Raw genomic sequence first — 21,679 nt, 5'->3', positions numbered from 1 at the left:
GATCCTGAGGGATTTCCCGCATGAAGCTGGCCGCAAGGCGAGTGACAAACTGTGCGCTTTCGCTATTGCTGGCCGCCCTGTTCCTTGCAGCAGGTCTTGCCCGGGCGGACACCGCAGCAACTGTCGCCCAGGCGCAGCAACGCGCCAAGGCCGTCACCCAGGTAGTACTTGGCATCTTCAGCTATGCCCGCTGGCCCGTCGAACCCTCACCCTTGCGGCTGTGCCTGGTCGGCCCGACCGAGTACGCCGATGACCTGATCAAAGGCCACCTCCAGGAGTCCGGCCAGCCGCTGCAGGTGCGGCGTCTGCTGGCGACGGAAAGCCAGGTTGCCCAGGCCTGCGATGCCCTGTATATCGGCAGGCTCGACCAGGGCCAGCGTGACCGGCTGTTCGAGCGCATCAGCGGCCACCCGGTACTGAGCATCAGCGAAGCGGACGACCCCTGTACGGTCGGCAGCCTGTTCTGCCTGCGGGTCAGCGACCGACAGGTCGCCTTCGAGGTCAACCTCGACTCGGTGGCACGCTCCGGTGTGCGCATTCACCCCAGCGTGCTGCAGTTGTCGCAGCGCCGGGCGGTGCAGCCATGAAGCCGGTGCACAAGCGCGGCGCCCGCCCGACCCTGCGCTCGGTGCTCGGCCGTGGCCACCTGAGCGTCGCTTTGCTCGCCGTCGGCCTGGCGGGTGTTGCCCTGACCCTGCTGGGCGTGCTCGCCCTGCGCGTTTACGCCAACCAAAACCTGCACCTGATCGCCCGCTCGATCAGTTACACCGTGGAAGCAGCCGTGGTGTTCGACGACGGTGCTGCGGCCAACGAAGCGCTGGCACTGATTGCCAGGGCCGAGGAAGTGGCCGAGGCCAGGGTATTCGACAACGAAGGCCAGCAACTGGCGTATTGGCGGCGCAGCGATAGCGGCCTGCTCGCGCAGCTGGAAGGGCAGGTTGCCAGCGCCTTGCTCGATGAGCCGGTCAACCTGCCGATCATCCATCAGCAGCGGCAGGTCGGGCGCATCGAACTGGTCGGCCAGGGGCGTAGCCTGTTGCTGTTCCTGCTCAGTGGCTTGGCCGGCATCCTGTTCTGCACGTTGCTCAGCGCCTTGGCTGCGCAATACCTGTCGCGTCGTTTGCTCGGTGATATCGTCCGCCCGCTGCGCGGCCTGGCCAGTGTCGCCCATGCCGCCCGCCGGGAGCGCAGCTTCGACCGGCGCGTACCGGAAGCAGCGATTGCCGAGCTCAACGAGCTGGGCAACGACTTCAATGCGTTGCTGGACGAACTGGAGGTGTGGCACAGCCACCTGCAGAACGAAAACCAGACGCTGGCCCACCAGGCCAGCCACGACAGTTTGACCGGCCTGCCCAACCGCGCCTTTTTCGAGGGGCGCCTGACCCGCAGCCTGCGCAATGCCGAGCGGCAGCAGGAGCACCTGGCGCTGCTGTTTCTCGACAGTGACCACTTCAAGCAGATCAACGATACCCTCGGCCATGCCGTGGGCGACGAAGTGCTGATCAGCGTGGCTGACCGTGTGCGCGCCCAGCTGCGTGAGCACGACCTGGTGGCGCGCCTGGGTGGCGACGAATTCGCCGTGCTGCTGACACCAGTGCATTCGCGTCAGGATGCCGAGCGCGTTGCCGAGAAGATCGTTGCCAGCATGAAGCTGCCGGTGCAACTGGACAGTGGCCGCACTATCGCCACCTCGGTGAGTGTCGGTATCGCCTGTTACCCGGATGACGGCACCGATCCTGCCAGTCTTCTGAATGCTGCCGACGCTGCGATGTACCAGGCCAAGCGCAATCGCCGCGGGCACTGGCACGTCGCGCAGATGCAAATCAACAAACAGGAGTTGAACCCGTGAAGCAGGCTGTACGTTTCCCCCTATGGGCCTTGCTGCTGGCACTGCTGGCCTTGGCTGGTTGCCAGAGCACGCCACCCAAAGGCCTGAGCGCCGAACAGATCGCGATGCTCAAGCGCGAAGGCTTTACCCCGACCGACGAAGGTTGGGCCTATGACTTGTCCGGCAAGGTGCTGTTCGGCAGCGACCTGGATAGCCTCAATAGCCAGAGCCAGGCGATTGTCCAACGTATCGGCAAGGCATTGCTCGGCGTTGGCATCCAGGGCGTGCGGGTGGACGGGCATGCCGACGCATCGGGCAAGGCGGTGTACAACCAACAGCTGTCCGAACGGCGTGCGCAAAGCGTGGCCAAGACGTTGGTCGCGGTTGGCATGCCGGCACAGAATATCCACAGCCGTGGCCTGGGCAGCAGCCAGCCGGTGGCGGACAACCGCACCAGCGCCGGGCGTACCGAGAACCGGCGGGTGTCAATCGTGGTGGCCTCTTACTGACTCCAGCCCTACGGGTACGCACTGTCCATGTTTGCGGCCAAGCATGATCACTTCTGGGCAAAGCGCATCTCCCGCGTCTCGCCCATCAACAACGGCGCGTTCGCCTCGGTCACCTGACGGATGTAATCCCATAGCAGGGTAATTCGCTTCAATTTGCGCAGATCTTCCCGGCAGTACATCCAGAACTGCCGCGTCACCTCGACCTCCTCTGGCAGCACTGTCACCAGCCGCGGGTCCTGAGCGGCCAGGAAGCAGGGCAAGATCGCCAGGCCTCGTCCTTGCAACGCCGCCGTGTACTGGGCAATCACGCTGGTACTGCGCAAATGCGCACTGGCGCTGGGAATCAGGTTGGCCAGGTACAGCAGCTCCGAACTGAACGCCAGGTCGTCCACGTAGCTGATGAACGGGTGTCTGGCCAGGTCCGCGATCTGGCGGATGGGGGCGTGGTTATCGAGGTATTCCCGGGTGGCGTACAGGCGCAAGCGGTAGTCGCACAGCTTGCAGCACACATATGGCCCATGCTCGGGTCGCTCCAGGGCGATGACGATGTCCGCCTCGCGCTTGGACAGGCTGATGAAGTGCGGCAGCGGCAGTATGTCCACCGAGATTGCCGGGTAGGCGTCGACGAAGTGGCTCAGTTGCGGGGTGACGAAGAAACTGCCGAAACCTTCGGTGCAGCCCATGCGCACGTGCCCGGACAACGCCACGCCCGACCCGGAAACCTGTTCGCAGGCCATGTGCAGGGTGCTCTCGATCGACTCGGCATAGCCCAGCAGGCGCTGCCCCTCGGCGGTGAGGACAAAGCCGTTGGTCCGCGACTTTTCGAACAGCAGGGTGCCGAGTGCCCCTTCCAGCGAGCTGATGCGCCGCGACACCGTGGTGTAGTCGACGCTCAGGCGCTTGGCGGCGCTACTGGCCTTGCGGGTGCGGGCCACTTCGAGGAAGAACTTCAGGTCGTCCCAGTTCAACGCGCTCAGGGATGTGAGGTCTTTTTGCATGATGATCCGGTTTTTTTGTGCGTTCTTGTTGGATGTTTGCACATCTATACTCGAAACAAGCCTCAGGACGCCACCTCGCGTTTGCCCGGCGCTGGCGATCTCGTCCCGACAATAATTCCAAGGAGAACGCAGATGAACGCACCGCAATCCCCTAACCAGACCAGGATCGACCAGGTCAAGCTGCTGATCGACGGCCAGTGGGTCGAGTCCAGGACCTCTGAATGGCGCGATATCGTCAACCCGGCCACCCAGGAAGTGCTGGCGCGCGTACCGTTCGCCACCGCCGAGGAAGTGGACGCAGCCGTCGCCGCTGCACAGCGCGCCTTCAAGACCTGGCGCGACACCCCGATTGGCGCCCGCATGCGCATCATGCTCAAGCTGCAGGCGCTGATTCGCGAACACACCAAGCGTATCGCCCAGGTGCTCAGTGCCGAACAAGGCAAGACCCTGGCCGATGCCGAAGGCGATATCTTCCGCGGCCTGGAGGTGGTCGAGCATGCCGCCTCGATCGGTACCCTGCAGATGGGCGAATTCGCCGAGAATGTCGCCGGTGGCGTCGATACCTATACGTTGCGCCAGCCCATCGGTGTATGTGCCGGTATCACCCCGTTCAACTTCCCGGCCATGATCCCGCTGTGGATGTTCCCGATGGCCATCGTCTGCGGCAACACTTTTGTGCTCAAGCCGTCCGAGCAGGACCCGCTGTCGACCATGCTGCTGGTCGAGCTGGCGCTGGAAGCCGGCGTACCGGCTGGTGTGCTCAACGTGGTGCACGGAGGCAAGCAAGTGGTGGACGCCATCTGCACCCACCCGGACATCAAGGCAATTTCCTTCGTCGGTTCCACCGAAGTGGGCACCCACGTGTACAACCTGGGCGGCCAGCACGGCAAGCGCGTGCAGTCGATGATGGGCGCCAAGAACCACGCGGTGGTGCTGCCCGATGCCAACCGCACCCAGACCATCAACGCCCTGGTCGGTGCCGCTTTCGGCGCGGCGGGCCAGCGCTGCATGGCCACTTCGGTAGCGGTACTGGTCGGCAAGGCGCGCGAATGGCTGCCGGACATCAAGGAAGCGGCCAGCAAGCTCAAGGTCAATGCCGGTTGCGAGCCTGGCACCGATGTCGGCCCGGTGGTTTCCAAGCGTGCCAAGGAGCGGGTGCTGGGCCTGATCGAAAGCGGTATCAAGGAAGGTGCCAAGCTGGAACTCGACGGCCGTGACGTCAAGGTACCGGGTTACGAGCAAGGCAACTTCGTCGGCCCGACCCTGTTCTCGGGCGTGAAGACCGACATGCAGATCTATACCCAGGAAATCTTCGGCCCGGTGCTGGTGACCCTGGAGGTCGACACACTTGACGAGGCCATCGCCCTGGTCAACGCCAACCCGTTCGGCAACGGCACCGGCCTGTTCACCCAGAGCGGCGCGGCCGCGCGCAAGTTCCAGAGCGAAATCGACATTGGCCAGGTAGGTATCAACATCCCGATCCCGGTACCGGTGCCGTTCTTCAGCTTCACCGGCTCGCGTGGCTCCAAGCTCGGCGACCTCGGCCCGTACGGCAAGCAAGTGGTGCAGTTCTACACCCAGACCAAGACCGTCACCGCCCGCTGGTTCGATGACGACAGCGTCAACGACGGTGTGAACACCACCATCAGCCTGCGCTAAGCCATCAGCCTGCGTTAAGGAGAGAGTCATGCGTATCGCATTCATCGGCCTCGGCAACATGGGCGCACCCATGGCCCGCAACCTGATCAAGGCCGGGCACCAACTGAACCTGTTCGACCTGAACAAGGCCGTGCTCGCCGAGCTTGCCGAACTGGGCGGGCAGATCAGCCCTTCGCCCAAGGACGCGGCGGCCAACAGCGAGCTGGTGATCACCATGCTGCCGGCGGCTGCCCATGTGCGTAGTGTTTACCTGAACGGAGACGGCGTGCTGGCGGGTATTCGTCCTGGCACGCCAACCGTGGATTGCAGCACCATCGACCCGCAAACCGCACGCGATGTCTCCAAGGCGGCTGCAGCCAAGGGCGTGGACATGGGCGATGCGCCGGTGTCTGGCGGCACCGGTGGCGCGGCGGCAGGCACCCTGACCTTCATGGTCGGTGCCAGTACCGAGCTGTTCGCCACCCTCAAGCCGGTACTGGAGCAGATGGGCCGCAACATCGTGCATTGCGGTGATGTCGGTACCGGGCAGATCGCCAAGATCTGCAACAACCTGCTGTTGGGTATCTCGATGGTCGGTGTGTCCGAAGCCATGGCCCTGGGCAATGCTCTGGGCATCGACACCAAGGTGCTGGCAGGCATCATCAACAGTTCGACCGGACGTTGCTGGAGCTCGGATACATATAATCCTTGGCCCGGCATCATCGAGACCGCGCCGGCATCGCGGGGCTATACCGGTGGTTTTGGCGCCGAGCTGATGCTCAAGGACCTGGGCCTGGCCACCGAGGCGGCACGCCAGGCGCACCAACCCGTGATCCTCGGGGCAGTGGCCCAGCAGCTGTATCAGGCCATGAGCCTGCGCGGGGAAGGGGGCAAGGATTTCTCGGCCATCGTCGAGAGTTACCGCAAGAAGGATTGACGCGCGAGATGGACTTCATCGCGGGCCAGGTGGCCTTCCCTCTGTAACTGCGCACCAGAGGGAAGGGCGCCTGATCCGCGATTTTTTTGCTTCCGATTCAGCGGGCAGCATATGACCCTGTGGGAGCGGGTTTACCCGCGAATGCGGCGGTAAAGCTACTGCAGCATTCGCGGGTAAACCCGCTCCCACAGGGGGCGATGTCAGTCTTTGAAATCAGGCGAAGACGAAATACTTGCGCACAGTTTCGACCACTTCCCAGGTACCTTTCATCCCCGGCTCGATCACGAACACGTCGCCCGCTTTCAGGTGTTTCGGCTCTTCGCCTTCCGGGGTGATGATGCAGTAGCCATCGAGGAAGTGGCAGAACTCCCACTTCTCGTAGTTGACCTCGAACTTGCCCGGGGTGCAGATCCAGGTACCCATGATCTTGCTGCCGTCGGCCGACAGGTAGGCGTTGAGATTGACGGTGTGCGGATCGCCGCCGATGCGCTTCCACTTGGTGGCGTCCACGACCGGTGTCGGGCAGGTTTCGCGCAGGACGGTGATGAAATCGGACATGGCACAACTCCTGATGACTGGCTGAATGACTCGTCACCATAGGGCCATCGGCCGAGCGGCAGTTGCCTGGGCTCGACGTCCAGCTGTCTGGTCGCGCTATGCCAGGCGGTTGACCTCGACGGTGACATGCGCCAGTTCCTCGTGCACGCCCAAAGCCTGGCGCACGCTGTCGGCGCTGAGTTCGCCAGCGGCGGCGAGGCCGAGGATGCAGGCGTACTGGTCCTTGCCGACCCGCCACACGTGCAGGTCGGTAATGCTGGCCGGTACCGGCAGCTGTGCCACCACTTCGCGTATTTCCGCCACCACCGGTGCATCCATCTCCGCGTCCAGCAGTACCCGGCTGGTGTCGCGCAGCAACCCCCGGGCCCACAGCGCCACCAGCAGCGCACCCACCAGGCCCATGACCGGGTCGAGCCAGCCGGCACCCCAGAACTTGCCAGCCAGCAGGGCGGCGATGGCCAGCACCGAGGTGGCGGCATCAGCGACCACATGCAGGTAGGCCGAGCGCAGGTTCAGGTCGTGGTGATGATGACCGTGGTCGCGCCGATGATCGAGGCCGTGGTGATGATGGTGATCGTGATCGTCCCGCAGCAGCCAGGCACAGGCCAGGTTGACCGCCAGGCCCACGGCGGCGATCAAGATCGCCTGGTCATAGTGGATCGGCCCCGGTGCCAGCAGGCGCTCCACCGACTGGAAGGCCATCAGCCCCGCCACCCCGAGCAGCAGCAGGGCACTGGAATAACCGCCGAGAATCTCGATTTTCCAGGTGCCGAAAGCAAAGCGCCGATCGCCGGCATAGCGCCGGGCAGCGGCGTAGGCCAGCAACGACAGGCCCAAGGCCAGCGCATGGGAACTCATGTGCCAGCCGTCGGCCAGCAATGCCATGGAATTGAAGAACCAGCCGCCGGCAATTTCCGCCACCATCATCACGGCAGTCAGCCAGACCGCCAGGCGGGTCTTGCGCTCGGCACCCAGGCTACCGGTATGGAACTGGTGGCTGTGCTGCCAACGGTCTGAGGTTTGTGTCGCCATGGTTTATCATGCTTCCGGAATGTCGAGAAATATACTATACCCCAGTATACCTAGCATGGTGCGAAACCCAATGGCACATACCCTGAAGAGCAAGAAGCAACTGCTGACCCGGGTGCGCAAGATCAAAGGCCAGGCCGCCGCCCTGGAGACGGCGCTGGAGCAGGACAAGGATTGCCTGGCGATCCTGCAGCAGATCGCCGCCGTGCGCGGCGCGGTGAACGGGCTGATGGCCGAGGTGATGGAAGGGCATATCCGCGAACACCTGGTGGCGGACGGGCTGAGCACCGAGGAGCGGCAGGACGAGGCGGACAAAGTGGCGGCGTTGTTGCGGTCGTACCTCAAGTAGCCTGTTGGAGCGATCGGGCATCCCAGGGGTTCACGGAAGGGTGGGAATTAGCAACCGGCATGTGCTCGTCGGAAGATAGGCTCTAGGCTACCAGGTGTTGGTCTTGAGTTTTGAGGGGATGCGTAAATCGAGCGCCGCTCGCGATGCGCCGCGCGGGCGGCGCTCGCTCTTGCAGGCACCAGAAAACTGAAGGTGAACACCTACTAAGCCCACCAATACCGCACAAAGTGGAAGAACACCGGCGCGGCAAAGCACACCGAGTCCATGCGGTCGAGCATGCCACCATGGCCTTCGATCATGTGCCCCCAGTCTTTCACTCCGCGGTCGCGCTTGGTCGCCGACATCACCAGCCCGCCGAAGAAGCCCATGGCGTTCACCGCCAGCGCCATCAGCGCGGCCTGCCAGAACGTGAACGGAGTGATCCAGCACAACAGGGCACCGATCAGGGTAGCCAGCGCCACGCCACCGGCGAGGCCCTCGACAGTTTTCGACGGTGACAGGTTGGGCGCCACCTTGTGCTTGCCGAACAGCTTGCCGCACACGTACTGCAGCACGTCGCTGATCTGCACCACCAGGATCAGCCAGGCGATCAGCAGCAGGTTACGGCCCTCGTAACCGGGGATATCGAGGGTCATCAGTGCCGGCACCGACGACACGCAGTACACCGCGATCATCAGCCCCCACTGTACCTTCGAGGCACGTTCGAGAAAGCGTGTGGTGTCGCCACCGAAGCTGGCCAGGATCGGCAACAACAGAAACAGGTATACCGGGATGAAGATACTGAACAGCCCGTACCAGTCCATGGCGATAAGCACGTACTGCACCGGCAGCGCCACATAGAATGCCGCCACCAGCGCCGGGTAGTCGCTGCGCCGGGTCGGGGTGAGGGTCATGAACTCACGCAGGGCATAGAACGACACACCATAGAACAGCACGATCACGCCGTACTTGCCGAACAGGAAGGCGATGCCGATTACCAGCACCATGACCCACCAGGCGTTGATGCGGGCGTTGAGGTTGTCGATCACGGCATGCGGTGACGGGCCGGCGCGCCATTTCAGCAGGCGGCCGATGACACTTGCAAGGAGCAGCAGGGCGCCGATGCCGGCGAACAGTGAAAGGGTGTTGTCATCCATGTCAGGCATCCTTGGGGGCCAGGTTCAGCAGGGCCTTGCTGGCCCGCTCGAGAAATACCTGCTTGCTTTCATCAGCCTCCAGGTGCAGCGGTTCGCCAAAGCTCAGCGTGCACAGCAAGGGCAAAGGCAAGGCGCGGCCCTTGGGCATCACCCGGTTGAGGTTGGCAATCCATACCGGCACCAGTTCGACGTCGGGGTTGGCCGCAGCCAAGTGGTACAACCCACTTCTGAATGGCATCAGTGGCTCGTCGCCCAGGTTGCGCGTGCCCTCCGGGAAGAAGATCAGCGAGTCGCCCTGGGCCACGGCTTCGAGAATCGGCTGCAGCGGGTTGCCCTGGCCTTCACTGCGTTGCCGGTTGATCAGCACGCCATTGAACACCTTGCGAATGAGGAAGTCGCGAATACCTGGCCGGGCCCAGTAGTCCGCGCCGGCCACCGGGCGGGTGCGCTTGCGTAGCGGTGCTGGCAATGACGCCCACAGCAACACGAAATCGCCGTGGCTGCTGTGATTGGCGAAATACAGGCGCTGCACCGGCAGCGGCGTGCAGCCCAGCCACAGGGCGCGCGCGCCTGTGATCAGGCGGGCAGCGGAAGTGATGAGGTAAGCGGTCAGGCTGGCGAGCATGGGGCGGTCGTTATCCCTTCAAAGGCAGTGTCAGCAGGGTAGCCAAGGCCAGCGACAACTGCAGGCCCAGGCATACGGCCTGGCGGCGCAGCAGGGCCAGTGCAGCCTGGCTGCGGGCAGGCCAGGCGCGGGAATCGGCGGCTTGTGGTTTGAGTTTCAATTCGAACAGGGCGCGGTCCAGGGCGCGGGTGTCTGCCGACAGGTCGGAGCTTTTGACCAGGTGGGCAAACAGGTCGGCATCTACCGCCACGCGGATGGCCCAGTACTTGTGTAGTACGCCCAGTATCAACAGTACGCCGCACAGCAGGCTGGCCAGTGGTTGCAACGGCGCATTCAGCAATGGCGCCAAGCCGTAGGCGAGCGCCAGCAAGGTGAGACCGTCGGACAGCCGCTCCAGCTGTTTGCCACGGCCCAGCAGGCTGGCTACCACCAGCAGGTTCATGGTTGTGCTCCCAGTTGCTGCAGGGCTTGGTGGTGTGCGTGACGCAGAACCACCCCCGGGCGAGCTTTGCCGATCAGCGCTTCGGCCTGCCGGGCGTCGCTGCAGCGGCCGCTGAGCACCAGCCAGGCAGCCACGGCGCTGGCGCTGCGCGAGTAACCCAAGGCACAGCAAACCAACACCGGGCCGCTGCTGCGCAAGCGCTCGATGGCGTCGGCGGCTTGATGTAACAGGGCGCTGTCCGGGGCTATCAGGTCGAGCGCAGGGAAACACCTATAGTCAACAGCGCCGCGAACACTACACGGCAGCTCCGCGCACAGGTCGACGATCCCGGAAAATGACGCCCTGCTCCGTGGAATCCGCCCCAGATAGACGCCATCACACACTTCATTCGCCTGCGGATGCCGCCAGGTCCACAACCGCGAATTGGCCCATGCCCCCAACAGATAAGGCGCCAGCAGCCAGCGGGCGGCATTCGACAAGCGCCCATCGGCACCTTTCTGAAAGCCCCCAGCGCCGAACACGCCGTAACTCAACGCCACCAGCGCCAGCGACACGGCCGGCCAGGCCAGCCACAGCCAGGCACCACCCAGGCCCATGGCAAGCACAACGCACAACAGCGCGCCCGCGGCGTAGCTCAAGGCCATTCGCCAACGCTTGGTATCCTGCGCAAGGCGGGCCTGCTGCCAGGGCAGCCGACCCTGGTGCGGCCACAGCCAGATACAGACGAACCCGGCCAACGCCCCGGTTGGCACGTCGATGAAATGGTGCTGCCAGGTGGTCAGCACCGACACCCCGATCAGCGCCATCCAGCCATGCATCAGCCAGCGCCAGGGCTGGCGTTGGACATGCCGGGCAAACATGGTCCAGATGATCACCAGCAGGGCGATATGCAGCGATGGCGCCTGGTTGAACGGCTTGTCGAACCCCATCAGCACATCGAACATCCAGCCGTACACGCCTCCCAGTTCCGGCCGCTCGAAGGTGAAGCGCAGCGGCCAGAGCAGGAAGCAGCTGACGCTGATCACCTGTGCTGTCAGAAGGGCCAGGGCATGCCGGTCCATTTCCTGGCGCGTGCGCGGCAGCAGGAAGGACAGCCCGTAGAGCAGGTCGATCGACCAGTACGGGATGATCGTCCACGGCCACAACGGCATGCGGCTTTCCCAGGCGAACACCAGGCTGCCGACATCATTGCGCCCCATCGTGTGGCTGTTGGCCAACCCGTAGCTGAGGAAAAACAGTGGCCCCAGCAGCAATAGCCAGAATACGCCCCGGCGGAGCAGCCCGGGCTCGCGCGATGGGTTCATTCAGCGCACCCGTTGGGCCAGGCTGACACTGAAAATGCCCCACTCATCGATGCGCTGGGCCAGCTTGCGGAAGCCCGCTGCTTCGACCAACTGGTCCATCTCGGCCTGGCTGCGCCGGCGCATCACCCAGGGCTCGCCGCCGCGGTGGCTGGTAAGGGCGCGGGCGATCATCTCCAGTTGCGGATGCCACGGTTGGCCGGTGTAGACCAGGTAGCCGCCATCCTCCAGCGCGTCGGCCAGGCCGGCCAGCGAGTTGCCCACCAGCTGGTTGCTGGCGAACAGTTCGTACAGGCCGGACACCACGGCCAAGGTCGGCGGTTGTTCCAGCGTAGCCAGGCTCTGGCGGTCGAAGGCATCGCCCTGGACGAAGCGGGCGATGTCAGCCAGGCCTTTTTCCGCGATCAGCGCGCTGCCTTGCTGCACGTTCAGCTCGCTGTAGTCGCGCAGCAGGATCGAATCCGGCAGTTGCTCCAGCTCCTGCAGGGCTTCGAGAATGTAGCGGCCATGGCCGGCTGCGATATCGACGATGTGCACCGGCCGTTGCTGTTCGCGCAGGCGGGCGATGGCCAGGCGCAGCAGCTCTTCGACGTGCAGCTTGCGCTGGCGGATGCCACGCCAGCCGATGGCATCGAGATAGTTGCGATCGACCAGGCGGCCCAGCTTGCCCTTGCCGGTTGGCTGGTTGCGGTACACGTAGTCAAGGGTACTGCCCGAGTCGAAACCGGTGTCGAACCCTAGCTTGACGCCTTCCGAAAGCCCCTTGCCCAGGCGCAGCCCGGCGCGGGTGGCGCGCCAGTAGAGGTCGCGGGGCGAGTAGTGCGGCAATGGCGCAGCCAGGCTTTCCGCCTCGGCGCAACTGGCGCCGACCTTGTCGGCATCGAGCAGCGACGGCAGTGCAGCAGGGCTGGCGAAGCAGTGCTCGACGAACCGCTCGATGCGCCGCAGGGCATGCGCCCGATCACGTTCACCCAGGGTGTCGTGGAAGAACCCCGGCAGGATGTGCATTTCCTTGCGCGCACTGCCTAGGCGCTCGAAGAAGCGTTGTTGCGGCTGGCGCTCGACCACGAAGTCGGCGCCGGACACCAGCAGCTGGGTCGGCACCTGGATGGCCTGGGCGTCCGCCACCACGCGGTCGGCGGCTTCGTACAGGCCTAGCAGCATGGTCACCGAAATCGGCCGGCTGATCAGCGGGTCGGCCACGTACGACATGACCCGCTCGGGGTCGTGGGTAAGCAGGCGTGGCTTGACGTAGCTGTTGACGAAGAAGTTGCCGCGCAAGGCCTTCAGCAGCTTCAGCCCGGGGCGGGCGAACGGTACATACAGCTTGACCTTGAACGCCGGCGAGGCCAGTACCAGGCAGCGCACCTTGGATGCATAGTCGTGGGCCCAGGTGGCGACCAGCACGGCACCGACACTCTGCGCCAGCACCACCAGGTCCTGCTCGGCGATACCGTGGCGGGCCTGGATATGCTCGATGAAGGTCTGTACATCGCGCACGCTGGTGGCGAACCCCGGGCTGTCGCCGCGTGCCCCCGGCGACTGGCCGTGGCCACGGGCATCCCAGGCGAAGAAGTCATAGCCCGGCATGTCCAGCTCATCGGCCAGATGGGCCATGCGCCCGCCATGTTCATGGCCGCGGTGGAACATCACCATGGCCCGGCGCGGCTGGTGTTCGTTGCGGGTGGCGGGCCAGTGACGGTAATGCAGCTCGACGCCGTCATGGGTAGTGAAATGCAGTGCTTGCGCTTGGCGCATGGTCAACATCCTTTTACGACGGCAGTAGGCTCAACGGGTTTCCGCCAGCCCCTGGCGAACCCGGTTGTAGAGGGTATAGAGCGAGAGTACGAGGATCACCAGCAACAAGCCGTTGATCCAGGCTCCGTTCAACAGGCCGAAGGCCACGCCGGTGCCCAGTACGCCGAAGGCGAAGGCCCGGTCGCTCTTGCCCATTGGGCCGTCGTAGCGCCGTGAGGCACCGGCCAGCGGGCCCATGACCCCGGCGTACTCGCTGAAGGTGGCGCTGAGCACCACGAGCACGACCAGGACTGGTGATACCCCCGGCAGCAGGGCGAAGGGCAGGTACAGGGCGGCGTCGGCGATCACGTCGCAGAGTTCGTTGAGGTAGGCGCCGAGGGTGGATTGCTGGCCGAATTCCCGGGCGAGCATGCCGTCCATGGCGTTCAGGGCCATGCGCAGCAGCATCCATACCGGTAGGAGGATGAACAGCCAGGCGGGATGGTGCCGGGTGGCCAGCAACAGGCCCAGCAGCACTGACACCAAGGCAGCTGCGACCGTGACCTGGTTGGCGGTGACACCCCGCTCGTGAAGGCGCTGCACCGTAGGGCGGAGCAGGGCCTGGAAGCGCGGTTTGAGCTGGTAGATCGAGGCCACCGTGACGTCCTTTTCGTTGGGCATTGGGGCGCTATTTTGTGTGAGTGTGCGTTGCGGGTAAAGCCGGCCCGGTATTGGTCTGGTGACAATGTAGGAAAGCTCTGATTTAGGGCCTTCGGCATCGAAAGCTTTTCCTTGGGTGTTAGGTTTTCAGTCCTGAATCATCGGGGCAAGGAGCTTCAGGGATGCGCGTCATTCTGCTTTCAGATACCGGTTAGTGTCAGGCCATTCAGTCCCCATCTGGTAGTCCAACACTGGCGGGAATCGCCAGGCCAAGATGTGTGGTCGAAATGCAGCGAAAAACCGCGGTAGCTAAGGGCACTTATTACCCTACATCGCAGCTACCAAACCCGCCGCATACCCCGGCAGTGCCGCAAAATCCCGCGCGCACACCAGCAACCTCCGGTTGGCCCATGGCTCCGCCAGCGCCACCCAGTGCAAGGGCAACATACCCTGCCAGCGCCGCACCGCTGCCAGTGGCACCACCCCCACGCCGGCACCGCCGGCGACCATGCGAATCACCCCATCAAACCCCTCGGCCCGCACGCGTACCTGCATCCGCCGCCCCTCGCGCAAGGCTTGCTCTTCAAGGTACAACGCCAACGCACTGCCAGCGCCGAGGCCGACATAGCCGTGCGCCAGGCTATCGATGAAGCTGGGCGCGACCGCACCGGCCAACGGGTGGCCGAGCGGCGTCACCAGCACCAGTGGGTCGTCGCGAAAAGGGCGGGTCTCCAGGTGCTCGCAAGGGGCTGCGGTCGAAACGATGCCCAGGTCGGCCATGCCTTGGGTAATCGCCTGCACGATGCGCAGGCTCGGCAGTTCCTGCACATCCACACTGATGCCGGGATTATCAGCCAGGTAGCTGGCCAGCAGTTCCGGCAGGTATTCGGTGAGTGCCGCCGTGTTGCACAGCAGGCGCACCTGGCCTTGCTGCCCTTGCGCATACTGGCCGAGGTCGAACTGCAGGCGTTCGACCTGCTGCGTGATCAGCCGGGCATGCTGCAGCAGTGCCTGGCCGGCCGGCGTCGGCTGCACGCCGCGGCGATTGCGTTCCAGCAGCGGGATACCCAACGAAGCTTCCATGGCCCGGATGCGCGCACTGGCTGCTGGCAGCGACAGGTGGCTGCGACTGGCGCCGGCAGTGATGTTGCCGCACTCCAGGGTGTGCTGGAACAGCCTGAGGTCGATCAGGTCGAAATGCATCTGGCTCTGTCCTGGCAAGAGTCTGCCTGAGTATATGACAGATGTTCAGCCAGGCCGGTGCGCGCCATCATCGGCTGATGAATACCTTGCTCGCTTTCTATCAGGACCTTGGCCCAGCCCTCGCATCGCTGGTGGTAATGACCTTTCTGCTGGCCGGTACGGTGAAAGGAGTGATTGGCCTCGGCTTGCCGACCATTGCCATGGGCCTGTTGGGCCTGGCTATGCCTCCGGCGCAGGCTGCCGCGTTGCTGATCGTACCTTCGGCCCTCACCAACCTTTGGCAACTGGCCAGTGGCGGGCACCTGCGGACGTTGCTGGTACGTTTGGGGCCGATGTTGGCAATGATCTTCATCGGCACCCTGCTGGGCAGCGCCTGGTTGGGGATAAACAGCGGCCCGTGGGCCAAACATGCCCTGGGCGTGGCCCTGCTGGCCTATGCGCTGTACGGGTTGGTCGGGGCGGGCCTGTGCCTGGCGCCGAGGCGCGAGCGTTGGCTGGGGCCGGCCTGCGGCCTGGTGACCGGCGTGGTCACGGCAGCAACGGGGGTATTCGTGATACCGGCCGTGCCCTACCTGCAAAGCCTGGCCTTGAACCGTGAGCAGATGGTCCAGGCCCTGGGCCTGTCGTTCACGGTGTCGACCCTGGCCCTGGCCGTTGGCCTGGCCAGGCAGGATGCCCTGGGTGGCCAGGCCCTGGGAGCCTCGCTGCTGATGCTGGCGCCGGCCCTGCTCGGCATGCTGGCCGGGCAATGGCTGCGTCAGCGCATCAGCGCACAATTGTTCAAGCGTTGCTTCTTCATCGGCATGGCCGCACTTGGTGGCCACTTGCTTATCAGCGGCTAGCGGACGAGGCGCTGAGCATGTCGATCATCTGGATGTCGAAATCGCGCTCCAGGTAGTCCATGCGCTTTTCGAAGAACGCGGTCATGTGTGGCAGGGCCGAGTGCACATCCAGCGCGGCCTTGTCGGCCCACACCTCGAAGAACACGAACAGGCTCGGGTCCTGTTTGTCGCGCAGCATGTGGTATTCGATGCAGCCCGGTTCCTGGCGGCTTGGCTCGACATACGCGCGGAACAGGGTTTCGAATGCCTCGGCCATTTCCGGACGGGTCTTGGCTTTGAGGATGAAGGCGTACTGCTCAGTCATGGGTCGCTACTCGTTGACGGAAGGTAGGGCGAGTCTAAGGCAATAATGTGCCAGACATTCGTGACTTTTGATCAATTGTTTTTTGCCCCTGCGCCACTGTATCCCCTGCCCGCGAGCCCCTAATCTGCCGACCTGAATTTTTCGCGAGGCTCATATGAAAAAGATCCTTCTGCTCAACGGCGGTAAACAGTTCGCTCACTCCGATGGCCGTCTCAACGCCACCTTGCATGAAGCGGCCTTGGCTCACCTGGATCACGCCGGTTTCGATGTGCGCCAGACCTTCATCGATGGTGGTTATGACATTCAGGAAGAAGTGCAGAAATTCCTCTGGGCCGATGTAGTGATCTACCAGATGCCAGGCTGGTGGATGGGCGCGCCATGGACCGTGAAGAAATACATCGACGAGGTGTTTACCGCAGGCCATGGCAGCCTGTATGCCAACGATGGTCGTACCCGTTCGGACCACTCGCAGAAGTACGGCAGCGGCGGCCTGGTGCACGGCAAGCGGTACATGCTGTCGCTGACCTGGAATGCGCCGCAGCAGGCATTCGATGACCCCAGCGATTTCTTCGAGGGCAAGGGTGTGGATGCGGTGTATTTCCCCTTCCACAAGGCCAACCAGTTTCTTGGCATGACTGGCTTGCCGACCTTCCTGGCGGTGGATGTGATGAAGCGCCCGGATGTGCCGGCGGCGCTGGCGGCCTATGCGGAGCACCTGGACAAGGTATTCGGCAAGGCACAGTGAGTTTCGCCTGTACCGCCCTTTTCACGGTCCGGCCTACGAAAAGGGCGGTACAGGCAGCGCTGGACTTGGCCTCGACAAGCGGCTATCTAGTCCCTGCAGAGACCAACCACAGGCGCCGATGTGAAAACCCGATCCGAAGAACTCCAGGTATTCGTCACCGTCATCGACTGCGGCTCGATTTCCGCTGCTGCCGAGCAGCTGGGCCAGACTCCGTCCGCCGTCAGCCGCACCCTGTCACGCCTGGAGGGCAAGCTGGGCACCACCTTGGTCAACCGCACCACCCGGCGCATGGACCTGACCGAAGAGGGCCGCTTTTTCCTCGAGCGTTCGCGCCTGATCCTGGAACAGATGGATGAGATGGAAGAGCGCCTGTCGATGAACCGCCAGACCCCTACCGGGCGTCTGCGCATCAACGCTGCCGCGCCGTTCATGCTGCACGCCATCCTGCCCTGGATCGGCGAGTTTCGCCGCCAGTACCCCGGCATCGAACTGGAGCTCAACACCGATGACCTGATCATCGACCTGCTGGAGCAGAGTACCGATGTGGCCATCCGCATCGGCGAACTGGCCGACTCCAGCCTGCATGCGCGCAGCCTGGGGTGCAGCCCGGTGCAGGTGCTGGCCAGCCCGGCGTATCTCGAACAGCATGGTACGCCGCAGCGGGTCGAGGACCTGGCCAACCATTGCCTGCTCGGCTTCAGCCAGCCCGAATCGCTCAACCACTGGCCATTGCGCCATGCCCAGGGCGACCGCTGGAGCATCCGCCCGGCACTGATCGCTTCCAGCGGCGAGACCTTGCGCCAGTTGGCCCTGGCGGGCGAAGGCATCGTCAGCCTGTCGCACTTCATGACCCACGAAGACATCCGCAGCGGGCGATTGCGGGTGTTGCTCAGCGAAGCCAACAACGGCTATCGCCAGCCGATCCATGCGGTGTACTACCGCAATACCCAGTTGGCACTGCGCATCCAGTGCTTCCTCGATTTCATCCAGCGCAAGTTGGCGATGTACGCCTGCTGAGTTGCCTGAACGCGACAAAGCCTGCCCACAGGCGGCGAAACTTCCTGCTATTGATTGCGCAGTGGACACGCTTCGGCCTTACTGACTGCTCAACAAAAACAACACCAAGGAAGTGTCATGCGTATGGTTCCGTTCCAGTACCTGGCTCTCGCAGCCGCAATCCTGAGCTGTTCCTCGGTTCATGCCGCCACCCTGGAGGGCGGTGCAGTGGCCGCGCCCGATCAATATGGTGCACAGGTGGCCGCTGATATCCTCAGGAAGGGCGGCAACGCGGTGGATGCGGCAGTGGCCACCGCGTTCACCCTGGCGGTGACTTACCCCGAGGCCGGCAACATCGGCGGCGGCGGGTTCATGACCCTGTTCGTCGACGGCAAACCCTATTTCCTCGACTACCGCGAGGTGGCGCCCAAGGCTGCCACGCGCAACATGTACCTGGACGACAAGGGCGAGGTCATCGAGAACCTCAGCCTGGTCGGGGCCCGCGCAGCTGGCGTACCCGGCACGGTAATGGGGTTGTGGGAGGCGCACCAGAAATTCGGCAAGCTGCCCTGGAGCGAGCTGCTGACCCCGGCTATCGGCTATGCGAAAAACGGTTTCAAGGTGGCTGAAAAGCAGTACCAGTACCGCAACGATGCCCAGGGCATGTTCAAGACCGCGACCAATTTCAACGACTACTTCGGCAACATGAAAGTCGGCCAGCTGTTCAAGCAGCCAGAGATGGCGCAGACCCTGGAGCGCATCGCCGACAAGGGCGTGAGTGAGTTCTACCAGGGCAAGACCGCCGACCTGCTGGTGGCGCAGATGCAGGCCGACAAGGGCCTGATCACCAAGCAGGACCTGCACGACTACAAGGCGGTATGGCGTGAACCGATGGCTGTCAGCTGGCGTGGCAATGTGGTCTATACCGCGCCTCCGCCAAGCTCCGGCGGCGTCGCCCTGGCCCAGTTGCTGGGCATCAAGGAAGACCGCGCCGCGGACTTCAAGGGCGTGGCGCACAACTCGGCGCAGTACATCCACCTGCTGGCCGAAATTGAAAAACGGGTGTTCGCCGACCGTGCCGACTACCTCGGCGACCCGGCCTTCACCCAGGTGCCAGTGGCGCAGCTGGTGGCCAAGGACTACCTGGCCAAGCGTGCCGCGCAGGTCAATCCGAAGGCCATTTCCGCGACCGACAAGGTCAGGCCGGGCCTGGAACCGCACCAGACCACGCACTTCTCGATCGTCGACAAGCAGGGCAACGCGGTCAGCAATACCTACACCCTGAACCTTGATTACGGCAGTGGCGTGGTGGTGAAAGGTGCCGGCTTCCTGTTGAACGACGAAATGGATGACTTCAGCGCCAAGCCGGGGGCGGCCAATGCGTTCGGCGTGGTAGGCGGGGATGCCAATGCCATCGCACCGGGCAAGCGCATGCTGTCGTCGATGAGCCCCAGCCTGATGACCCGCGATGGCAAGGTCGAGTTGGTCATCGGCACGCCGGGCGGCTCGCGGATCTTCACCTCGATCTTCCAGGTCATGAACAACCTGTACGACTACGGCATGCCACTGGACAAGGCGGTAGCGGCGCAGCGTGTGCACCATCAGTTGCTGCCCAAGGACACCATCTACTTTGACAGCTACGCGCCGTTGACCGGGCCGGTGGCTGACGAGCTGAAGAAAATGGGCTATGTGCTGGAGGACCAGGGCTGGGAGATGGGCGACATCCAGGCGATCCGGGTGAACGGTGCGAAGCTGGAGACAGCTTCGGACCCACGTGGGCGTGGGGTCGGGATGATCGTCAAGTAGTAACTGTTCCATCGCCGGGAGGGCTTTGCCCTCCATCGCGACACAAGGCCACTCCTACAGGAAGACATAGCCTTGCAGGAGCGGCCTGATGTCGAATGGGCCGCAAAGCGACCCCATCGGCTTCAAATCAGACGCGGAACTGGCTGACCAGCGTCTGCAACTGCCCACCAAGGCGCGCCAGCTCCACGCTGGATGCGGCCGTCTCGTCGCTGGCCGCCGCCGTCTGCTCCGACACATCGCGCACATTGAGGATGCTGCGGCTGATCTCTTCCGCCACCGCACTCTGTTGCTCCGCCGCTGCCGCAATCTGCTGGTTCATCGACTGGATGCTCGATACCGTGCTGGTGATGCTTTCCAGCGAGGCCCCGGCCTTGCGCGCCAGCTCGACGCTGCTGTCGGTCAGGGTACGGCTACCGTGCATGGCCGCAGCCACTTGCTGGGTTCCGTGCTGCAGGCTGGCGATCAGTTCCTCGATCTCTTCGGTGGATTTCTGCGTGCGCTGGGCAAGGCCGCGCACTTCATCGGCGACCACGGCAAAGCCACGCCCGGCCTCACCGGCGCGCGCCGCTTCGATCGCAGCGTTCAGCGCCAGCAGGTTGGTCTGTTCCGCCACCGACTTGATCACGTCCATCACGCTGCCGATCTTCTGGCTTTCCTGCTGCAGCAGGTTCATGGCCTCGGTGGAGCGGTGCATGTCCTCGGCCAGGCGCTCGATCTGGCCAATCGCCTCGCCCACCACGCGATCGCCGGCGCGGGCTTCGTCATCGGCACCGGTGGCCGCATCTGATGCCTGTTCGGCGTTGCGCGCCACTTCCTGAACGGTAGCGGCCATTTCGTGCATGGCGGTGGCCACCTGGTCGGTCTCGACCTTCTGGCTGTTGGCACCGGCGCTGGTCTGCTCGGTCACTGCTGACAGCTCCTCGGCGGCGCTGGCGATCTGGGTAACGCCGTCGCGGATACCGCTGATCAGCTCGCGCAGGGTGGTGCCCATGCGCGCGATGCCTTGCTGCAGCACGCCCAGTTCATCGCGGCGGGTAACCCGCAGCTGCTGGGTGAGGTCGCCGCTGGCGATCTTTTCCACCGCCACCAGCGTGTCGCGCAGAGGCCGGGTGATCTGCCTGGTGATGAGTACGGCCGCCAGCACGCCGACCAGCAGCGCCAGCAAGGTGGCGATAGCCTGCAGGGTGCGGGCCTGGGCGCTCTCGATGTCGCGGCGTTCCAGCTGGATCTGGTACAGCGCGTCGCTGCGCTTGACGATGTCGGCACCCTGCACGGTCATTTCGGCACGCGCGGTGGTGATGTTGGCGACCGCATCGCGGAACTGGCGCACTGCATCACGGTAGGCCAGCACCGAGCCTTCGAACTGTTGCAGGCGCGTGTCTTCGCCGGGCAGCTGGCGCTTGAGGCTGTCGATGCCGGCCAGGGCGGCATCCAGCTGGCGCAGGGCGGCCTGTTCGTTGGCGGCGCTGTTGTCGGCGATATAGCCGCGCACGTCGATGCGCACCTGCAGCAGTTGCTGGCGAGCCTTGCTGATCAGTTGGTACTGGGCCAGGCGCACGCTGTCGGCTTCGGCGCGTGCCGTGACTTCCTGGCTCAGCGCGTCCATCGCCTGGTCTGCCTTGCTGGCCGAGCTTTCCATGGCCGCACGCGCGGTGCGGGTGGCGTCGTAGCCTTGGCGCATCTTGTTCAGCGATACCTTGTAGGCACTGATGGTCTCGCCCAGCTCACCCAGCAGCTTGACGTTCTCCGGGCTCTTGAACGTGCTTGCCAGATACGCTTGCTGCTTGCTGAAGGCATCCAGCTTGGCCTGGGTGTTGGCGGCGGCGGCATCGTCACCGTTGGCGATCATGTACTGCAGGCGGGCAATACGCAGGTCGGTCAGGTCCTTGTTGAGCTGGCCGATATCACCCATCCAGTTGCTGCGGTCGATCAGGCTGCCCAGGCTGGTCCAGCCGGTCAGGGCCAGCAGGCCGGTGAGGATCAGTACCAGACCGAAGCCCAGGCCCAGTTTGAGGTTGACGCTGATGTTGGCGAAC

At 63.9% G+C, this 21,679-nt stretch carries 21 protein-coding genes and 2 pseudogenes; 10 read left to right on the top strand and 13 right to left on the bottom strand.

Features of this window, described 5'->3' with window-relative positions; genetic code table 11:
• The first annotated feature begins 20 nt into the window (after nucleotides 1–20).
• The 3 genes from B4L76_RS01040 to B4L76_RS01030 are packed head-to-tail and all read left to right on the top strand — an operon-like array spanning nucleotide 21 to nucleotide 2,337.
• On the top strand, nucleotides 21–587 hold the full coding sequence (locus B4L76_RS01040; protein ID WP_296229886.1) for a YfiR family protein: 567 nt from the start codon (nucleotides 21–23) through the stop codon (nucleotides 585–587).
• Nucleotides 584–1,849 (top strand): diguanylate cyclase domain-containing protein, encoded by a 1,266-nt coding sequence (locus tag B4L76_RS01035; RefSeq protein ID WP_296229885.1) that lies wholly within the window; start codon nucleotides 584–586, stop codon nucleotides 1,847–1,849. Before B4L76_RS01040 ends, B4L76_RS01035 begins: the two co-directional genes overlap by 4 nt.
• Entirely contained in the window at nucleotides 1,846–2,337 is a 492-nt protein-coding gene (locus B4L76_RS01030; RefSeq protein WP_296229883.1) for an OmpA family protein, read from the top strand. Before B4L76_RS01035 ends, B4L76_RS01030 begins: the two co-directional genes overlap by 4 nt.
• 47 nt (nucleotides 2,338–2,384) lie before the next feature.
• Here B4L76_RS01030 and B4L76_RS01025 read toward each other — a convergent pair whose 3' ends face one another.
• A complete protein-coding gene (locus tag B4L76_RS01025; protein ID WP_296229882.1) occupies nucleotides 2,385–3,335 on the bottom strand; it encodes a LysR family transcriptional regulator in 951 nt (316 codons plus the stop codon).
• A 132-nt stretch (nucleotides 3,336–3,467) separates the two neighbouring features.
• Here B4L76_RS01025 and B4L76_RS01020 point away from each other — a divergent pair, with 132 nt between their 5' ends.
• Nucleotides 3,468–4,994, top strand: a complete 1,527-nt coding sequence (locus tag B4L76_RS01020) for a CoA-acylating methylmalonate-semialdehyde dehydrogenase (protein ID WP_296229880.1) — start codon at nucleotides 3,468–3,470, stop codon at nucleotides 4,992–4,994.
• Nucleotides 4,995–5,022: 28 nt separating this feature from the next.
• Nucleotides 5,023–5,910, top strand: a complete 888-nt coding sequence (gene mmsB / locus B4L76_RS01015; protein ID WP_296229879.1) for a 3-hydroxyisobutyrate dehydrogenase — start codon at nucleotides 5,023–5,025, stop codon at nucleotides 5,908–5,910.
• 213 nt (nucleotides 5,911–6,123) lie between these two features.
• Here mmsB and B4L76_RS01010 read toward each other — a convergent pair whose 3' ends face one another.
• Nucleotides 6,124–6,468 (bottom strand): cupin domain-containing protein, encoded by a 345-nt coding sequence (locus tag B4L76_RS01010; protein WP_003258412.1) that lies wholly within the window; start codon nucleotides 6,466–6,468, stop codon nucleotides 6,124–6,126.
• A 96-nt stretch (nucleotides 6,469–6,564) separates the two neighbouring features.
• Nucleotides 6,565–7,500, bottom strand: coding sequence for a CDF family Co(II)/Ni(II) efflux transporter DmeF (gene dmeF / locus B4L76_RS01005; RefSeq protein WP_296229874.1), 936 nt, complete (start codon nucleotides 7,498–7,500; stop codon nucleotides 6,565–6,567).
• 70 nt (nucleotides 7,501–7,570) lie between these two features.
• Here dmeF and B4L76_RS01000 point away from each other — a divergent pair, with 70 nt between their 5' ends.
• Nucleotides 7,571–7,846 (top strand): metal/formaldehyde-sensitive transcriptional repressor, encoded by a 276-nt coding sequence (locus B4L76_RS01000; RefSeq protein ID WP_225779277.1) that lies wholly within the window; start codon nucleotides 7,571–7,573, stop codon nucleotides 7,844–7,846.
• 203 nt (nucleotides 7,847–8,049) lie between these two features.
• Here the strand turns inward: B4L76_RS01000 and B4L76_RS00995 are convergent, their stop codons facing one another.
• From B4L76_RS00995 to B4L76_RS00965, 7 genes are all read right to left on the bottom strand, one after another.
• The gene (locus tag B4L76_RS00995) at nucleotides 8,050–8,982 is read right to left on the bottom strand and encodes a phosphatidate cytidylyltransferase (protein ID WP_296229873.1); all 933 of its coding nucleotides are present in this window, start codon (nucleotides 8,980–8,982) and stop codon (nucleotides 8,050–8,052) included.
• Between the two features lies 1 nt (nucleotide 8,983).
• A complete protein-coding gene (locus tag B4L76_RS00990) occupies nucleotides 8,984–9,607 on the bottom strand; it encodes a lysophospholipid acyltransferase family protein (protein ID WP_296229872.1) in 624 nt (207 codons plus the stop codon).
• 10 nt (nucleotides 9,608–9,617) lie between these two features.
• The gene (locus B4L76_RS00985) at nucleotides 9,618–10,049 is read right to left on the bottom strand and encodes a hypothetical protein (protein WP_296229871.1); all 432 of its coding nucleotides are present in this window, start codon (nucleotides 10,047–10,049) and stop codon (nucleotides 9,618–9,620) included.
• Nucleotides 10,046–11,353, bottom strand: a complete 1,308-nt coding sequence (locus tag B4L76_RS00980; protein WP_296229869.1) for a phosphatase PAP2/dual specificity phosphatase family protein — start codon at nucleotides 11,351–11,353, stop codon at nucleotides 10,046–10,048. Before B4L76_RS00980 ends, B4L76_RS00985 begins: the two co-directional genes overlap by 4 nt.
• A complete protein-coding gene (locus B4L76_RS00975; protein WP_296229868.1) occupies nucleotides 11,354–13,108 on the bottom strand; it encodes a bifunctional alpha/beta hydrolase/class I SAM-dependent methyltransferase in 1,755 nt (584 codons plus the stop codon). It lies immediately after the preceding gene.
• 30 nt (nucleotides 13,109–13,138) lie between these two features.
• Nucleotides 13,139–13,744: a CDP-alcohol phosphatidyltransferase family protein gene (locus B4L76_RS00970; protein WP_296229894.1), complete on the bottom strand. Its 606-nt coding sequence runs from the start codon at nucleotides 13,742–13,744 to the stop codon at nucleotides 13,139–13,141.
• Between the two features lie 330 nt (nucleotides 13,745–14,074).
• Nucleotides 14,075–14,950: a LysR family transcriptional regulator gene (locus B4L76_RS00965; RefSeq protein ID WP_296229866.1), complete on the bottom strand. Its 876-nt coding sequence runs from the start codon at nucleotides 14,948–14,950 to the stop codon at nucleotides 14,075–14,077.
• A gap of 77 nt (nucleotides 14,951–15,027) precedes the next feature.
• Here B4L76_RS00965 and B4L76_RS00960 point away from each other — a divergent pair, with 77 nt between their 5' ends.
• Nucleotides 15,028–15,792 carry a sulfite exporter TauE/SafE family protein gene (locus B4L76_RS00960; protein WP_296229892.1) on the top strand — a complete coding sequence of 255 codons (765 nt, stop codon included), beginning with the start codon at nucleotides 15,028–15,030 and terminating at the stop codon, nucleotides 15,790–15,792.
• Here the strand turns inward: B4L76_RS00960 and B4L76_RS00955 are convergent.
• Nucleotides 15,782–16,096 carry a putative quinol monooxygenase gene (locus B4L76_RS00955; protein ID WP_225779269.1) on the bottom strand — a complete coding sequence of 105 codons (315 nt, stop codon included), beginning with the start codon at nucleotides 16,094–16,096 and terminating at the stop codon, nucleotides 15,782–15,784. The two genes, B4L76_RS00960 and B4L76_RS00955, sit on opposite strands and share 11 nt — an antisense overlap.
• A gap of 154 nt (nucleotides 16,097–16,250) precedes the next feature.
• Between B4L76_RS00955 and B4L76_RS00950 the strand changes: the two genes are divergently transcribed.
• From B4L76_RS00950 to ggt, 3 genes are all read left to right on the top strand, one after another.
• Nucleotides 16,251–16,841: an NAD(P)H-dependent oxidoreductase gene (locus B4L76_RS00950; RefSeq protein ID WP_296229864.1), complete on the top strand. Its 591-nt coding sequence runs from the start codon at nucleotides 16,251–16,253 to the stop codon at nucleotides 16,839–16,841.
• Nucleotides 16,842–16,961: 120 nt separating this feature from the next.
• Nucleotides 16,962–17,858, top strand: a complete 897-nt coding sequence (locus B4L76_RS00945) for a LysR family transcriptional regulator (RefSeq protein ID WP_296229862.1) — start codon at nucleotides 16,962–16,964, stop codon at nucleotides 17,856–17,858.
• A gap of 117 nt (nucleotides 17,859–17,975) precedes the next feature.
• Entirely contained in the window at nucleotides 17,976–19,643 is a 1,668-nt protein-coding gene (ggt, locus tag B4L76_RS00940) for a gamma-glutamyltransferase (protein ID WP_296229860.1), read from the top strand.
• 127 nt (nucleotides 19,644–19,770) lie between these two features.
• On the opposite strand, the pseudogene B4L76_RS24260 reads toward ggt, so the two are convergent.
• Together B4L76_RS24260 and B4L76_RS24255 are read right to left on the bottom strand one after the other, a co-directional pair.
• Nucleotides 19,771–20,370, bottom strand: a pseudogene (locus B4L76_RS24260) (methyl-accepting chemotaxis protein); the annotation flags it as partial.
• Between the two features lie 303 nt (nucleotides 20,371–20,673).
• Nucleotides 20,674–21,555, bottom strand: a pseudogene (locus B4L76_RS24255) (methyl-accepting chemotaxis protein); the annotation flags it as partial.
• Nucleotides 21,556–21,679: the final 124 nt, after the last annotated feature.

Source organism: Pseudomonas sp. UBA4617, assembly GCF_002386445.1.
Classification (GTDB): Bacteria; Pseudomonadota; Gammaproteobacteria; order Pseudomonadales; family Pseudomonadaceae; genus Aquipseudomonas.
Note: the sequence above shows the minus strand (reverse complement) of the source record. Positions and strands in the feature narration are given on the sequence as shown.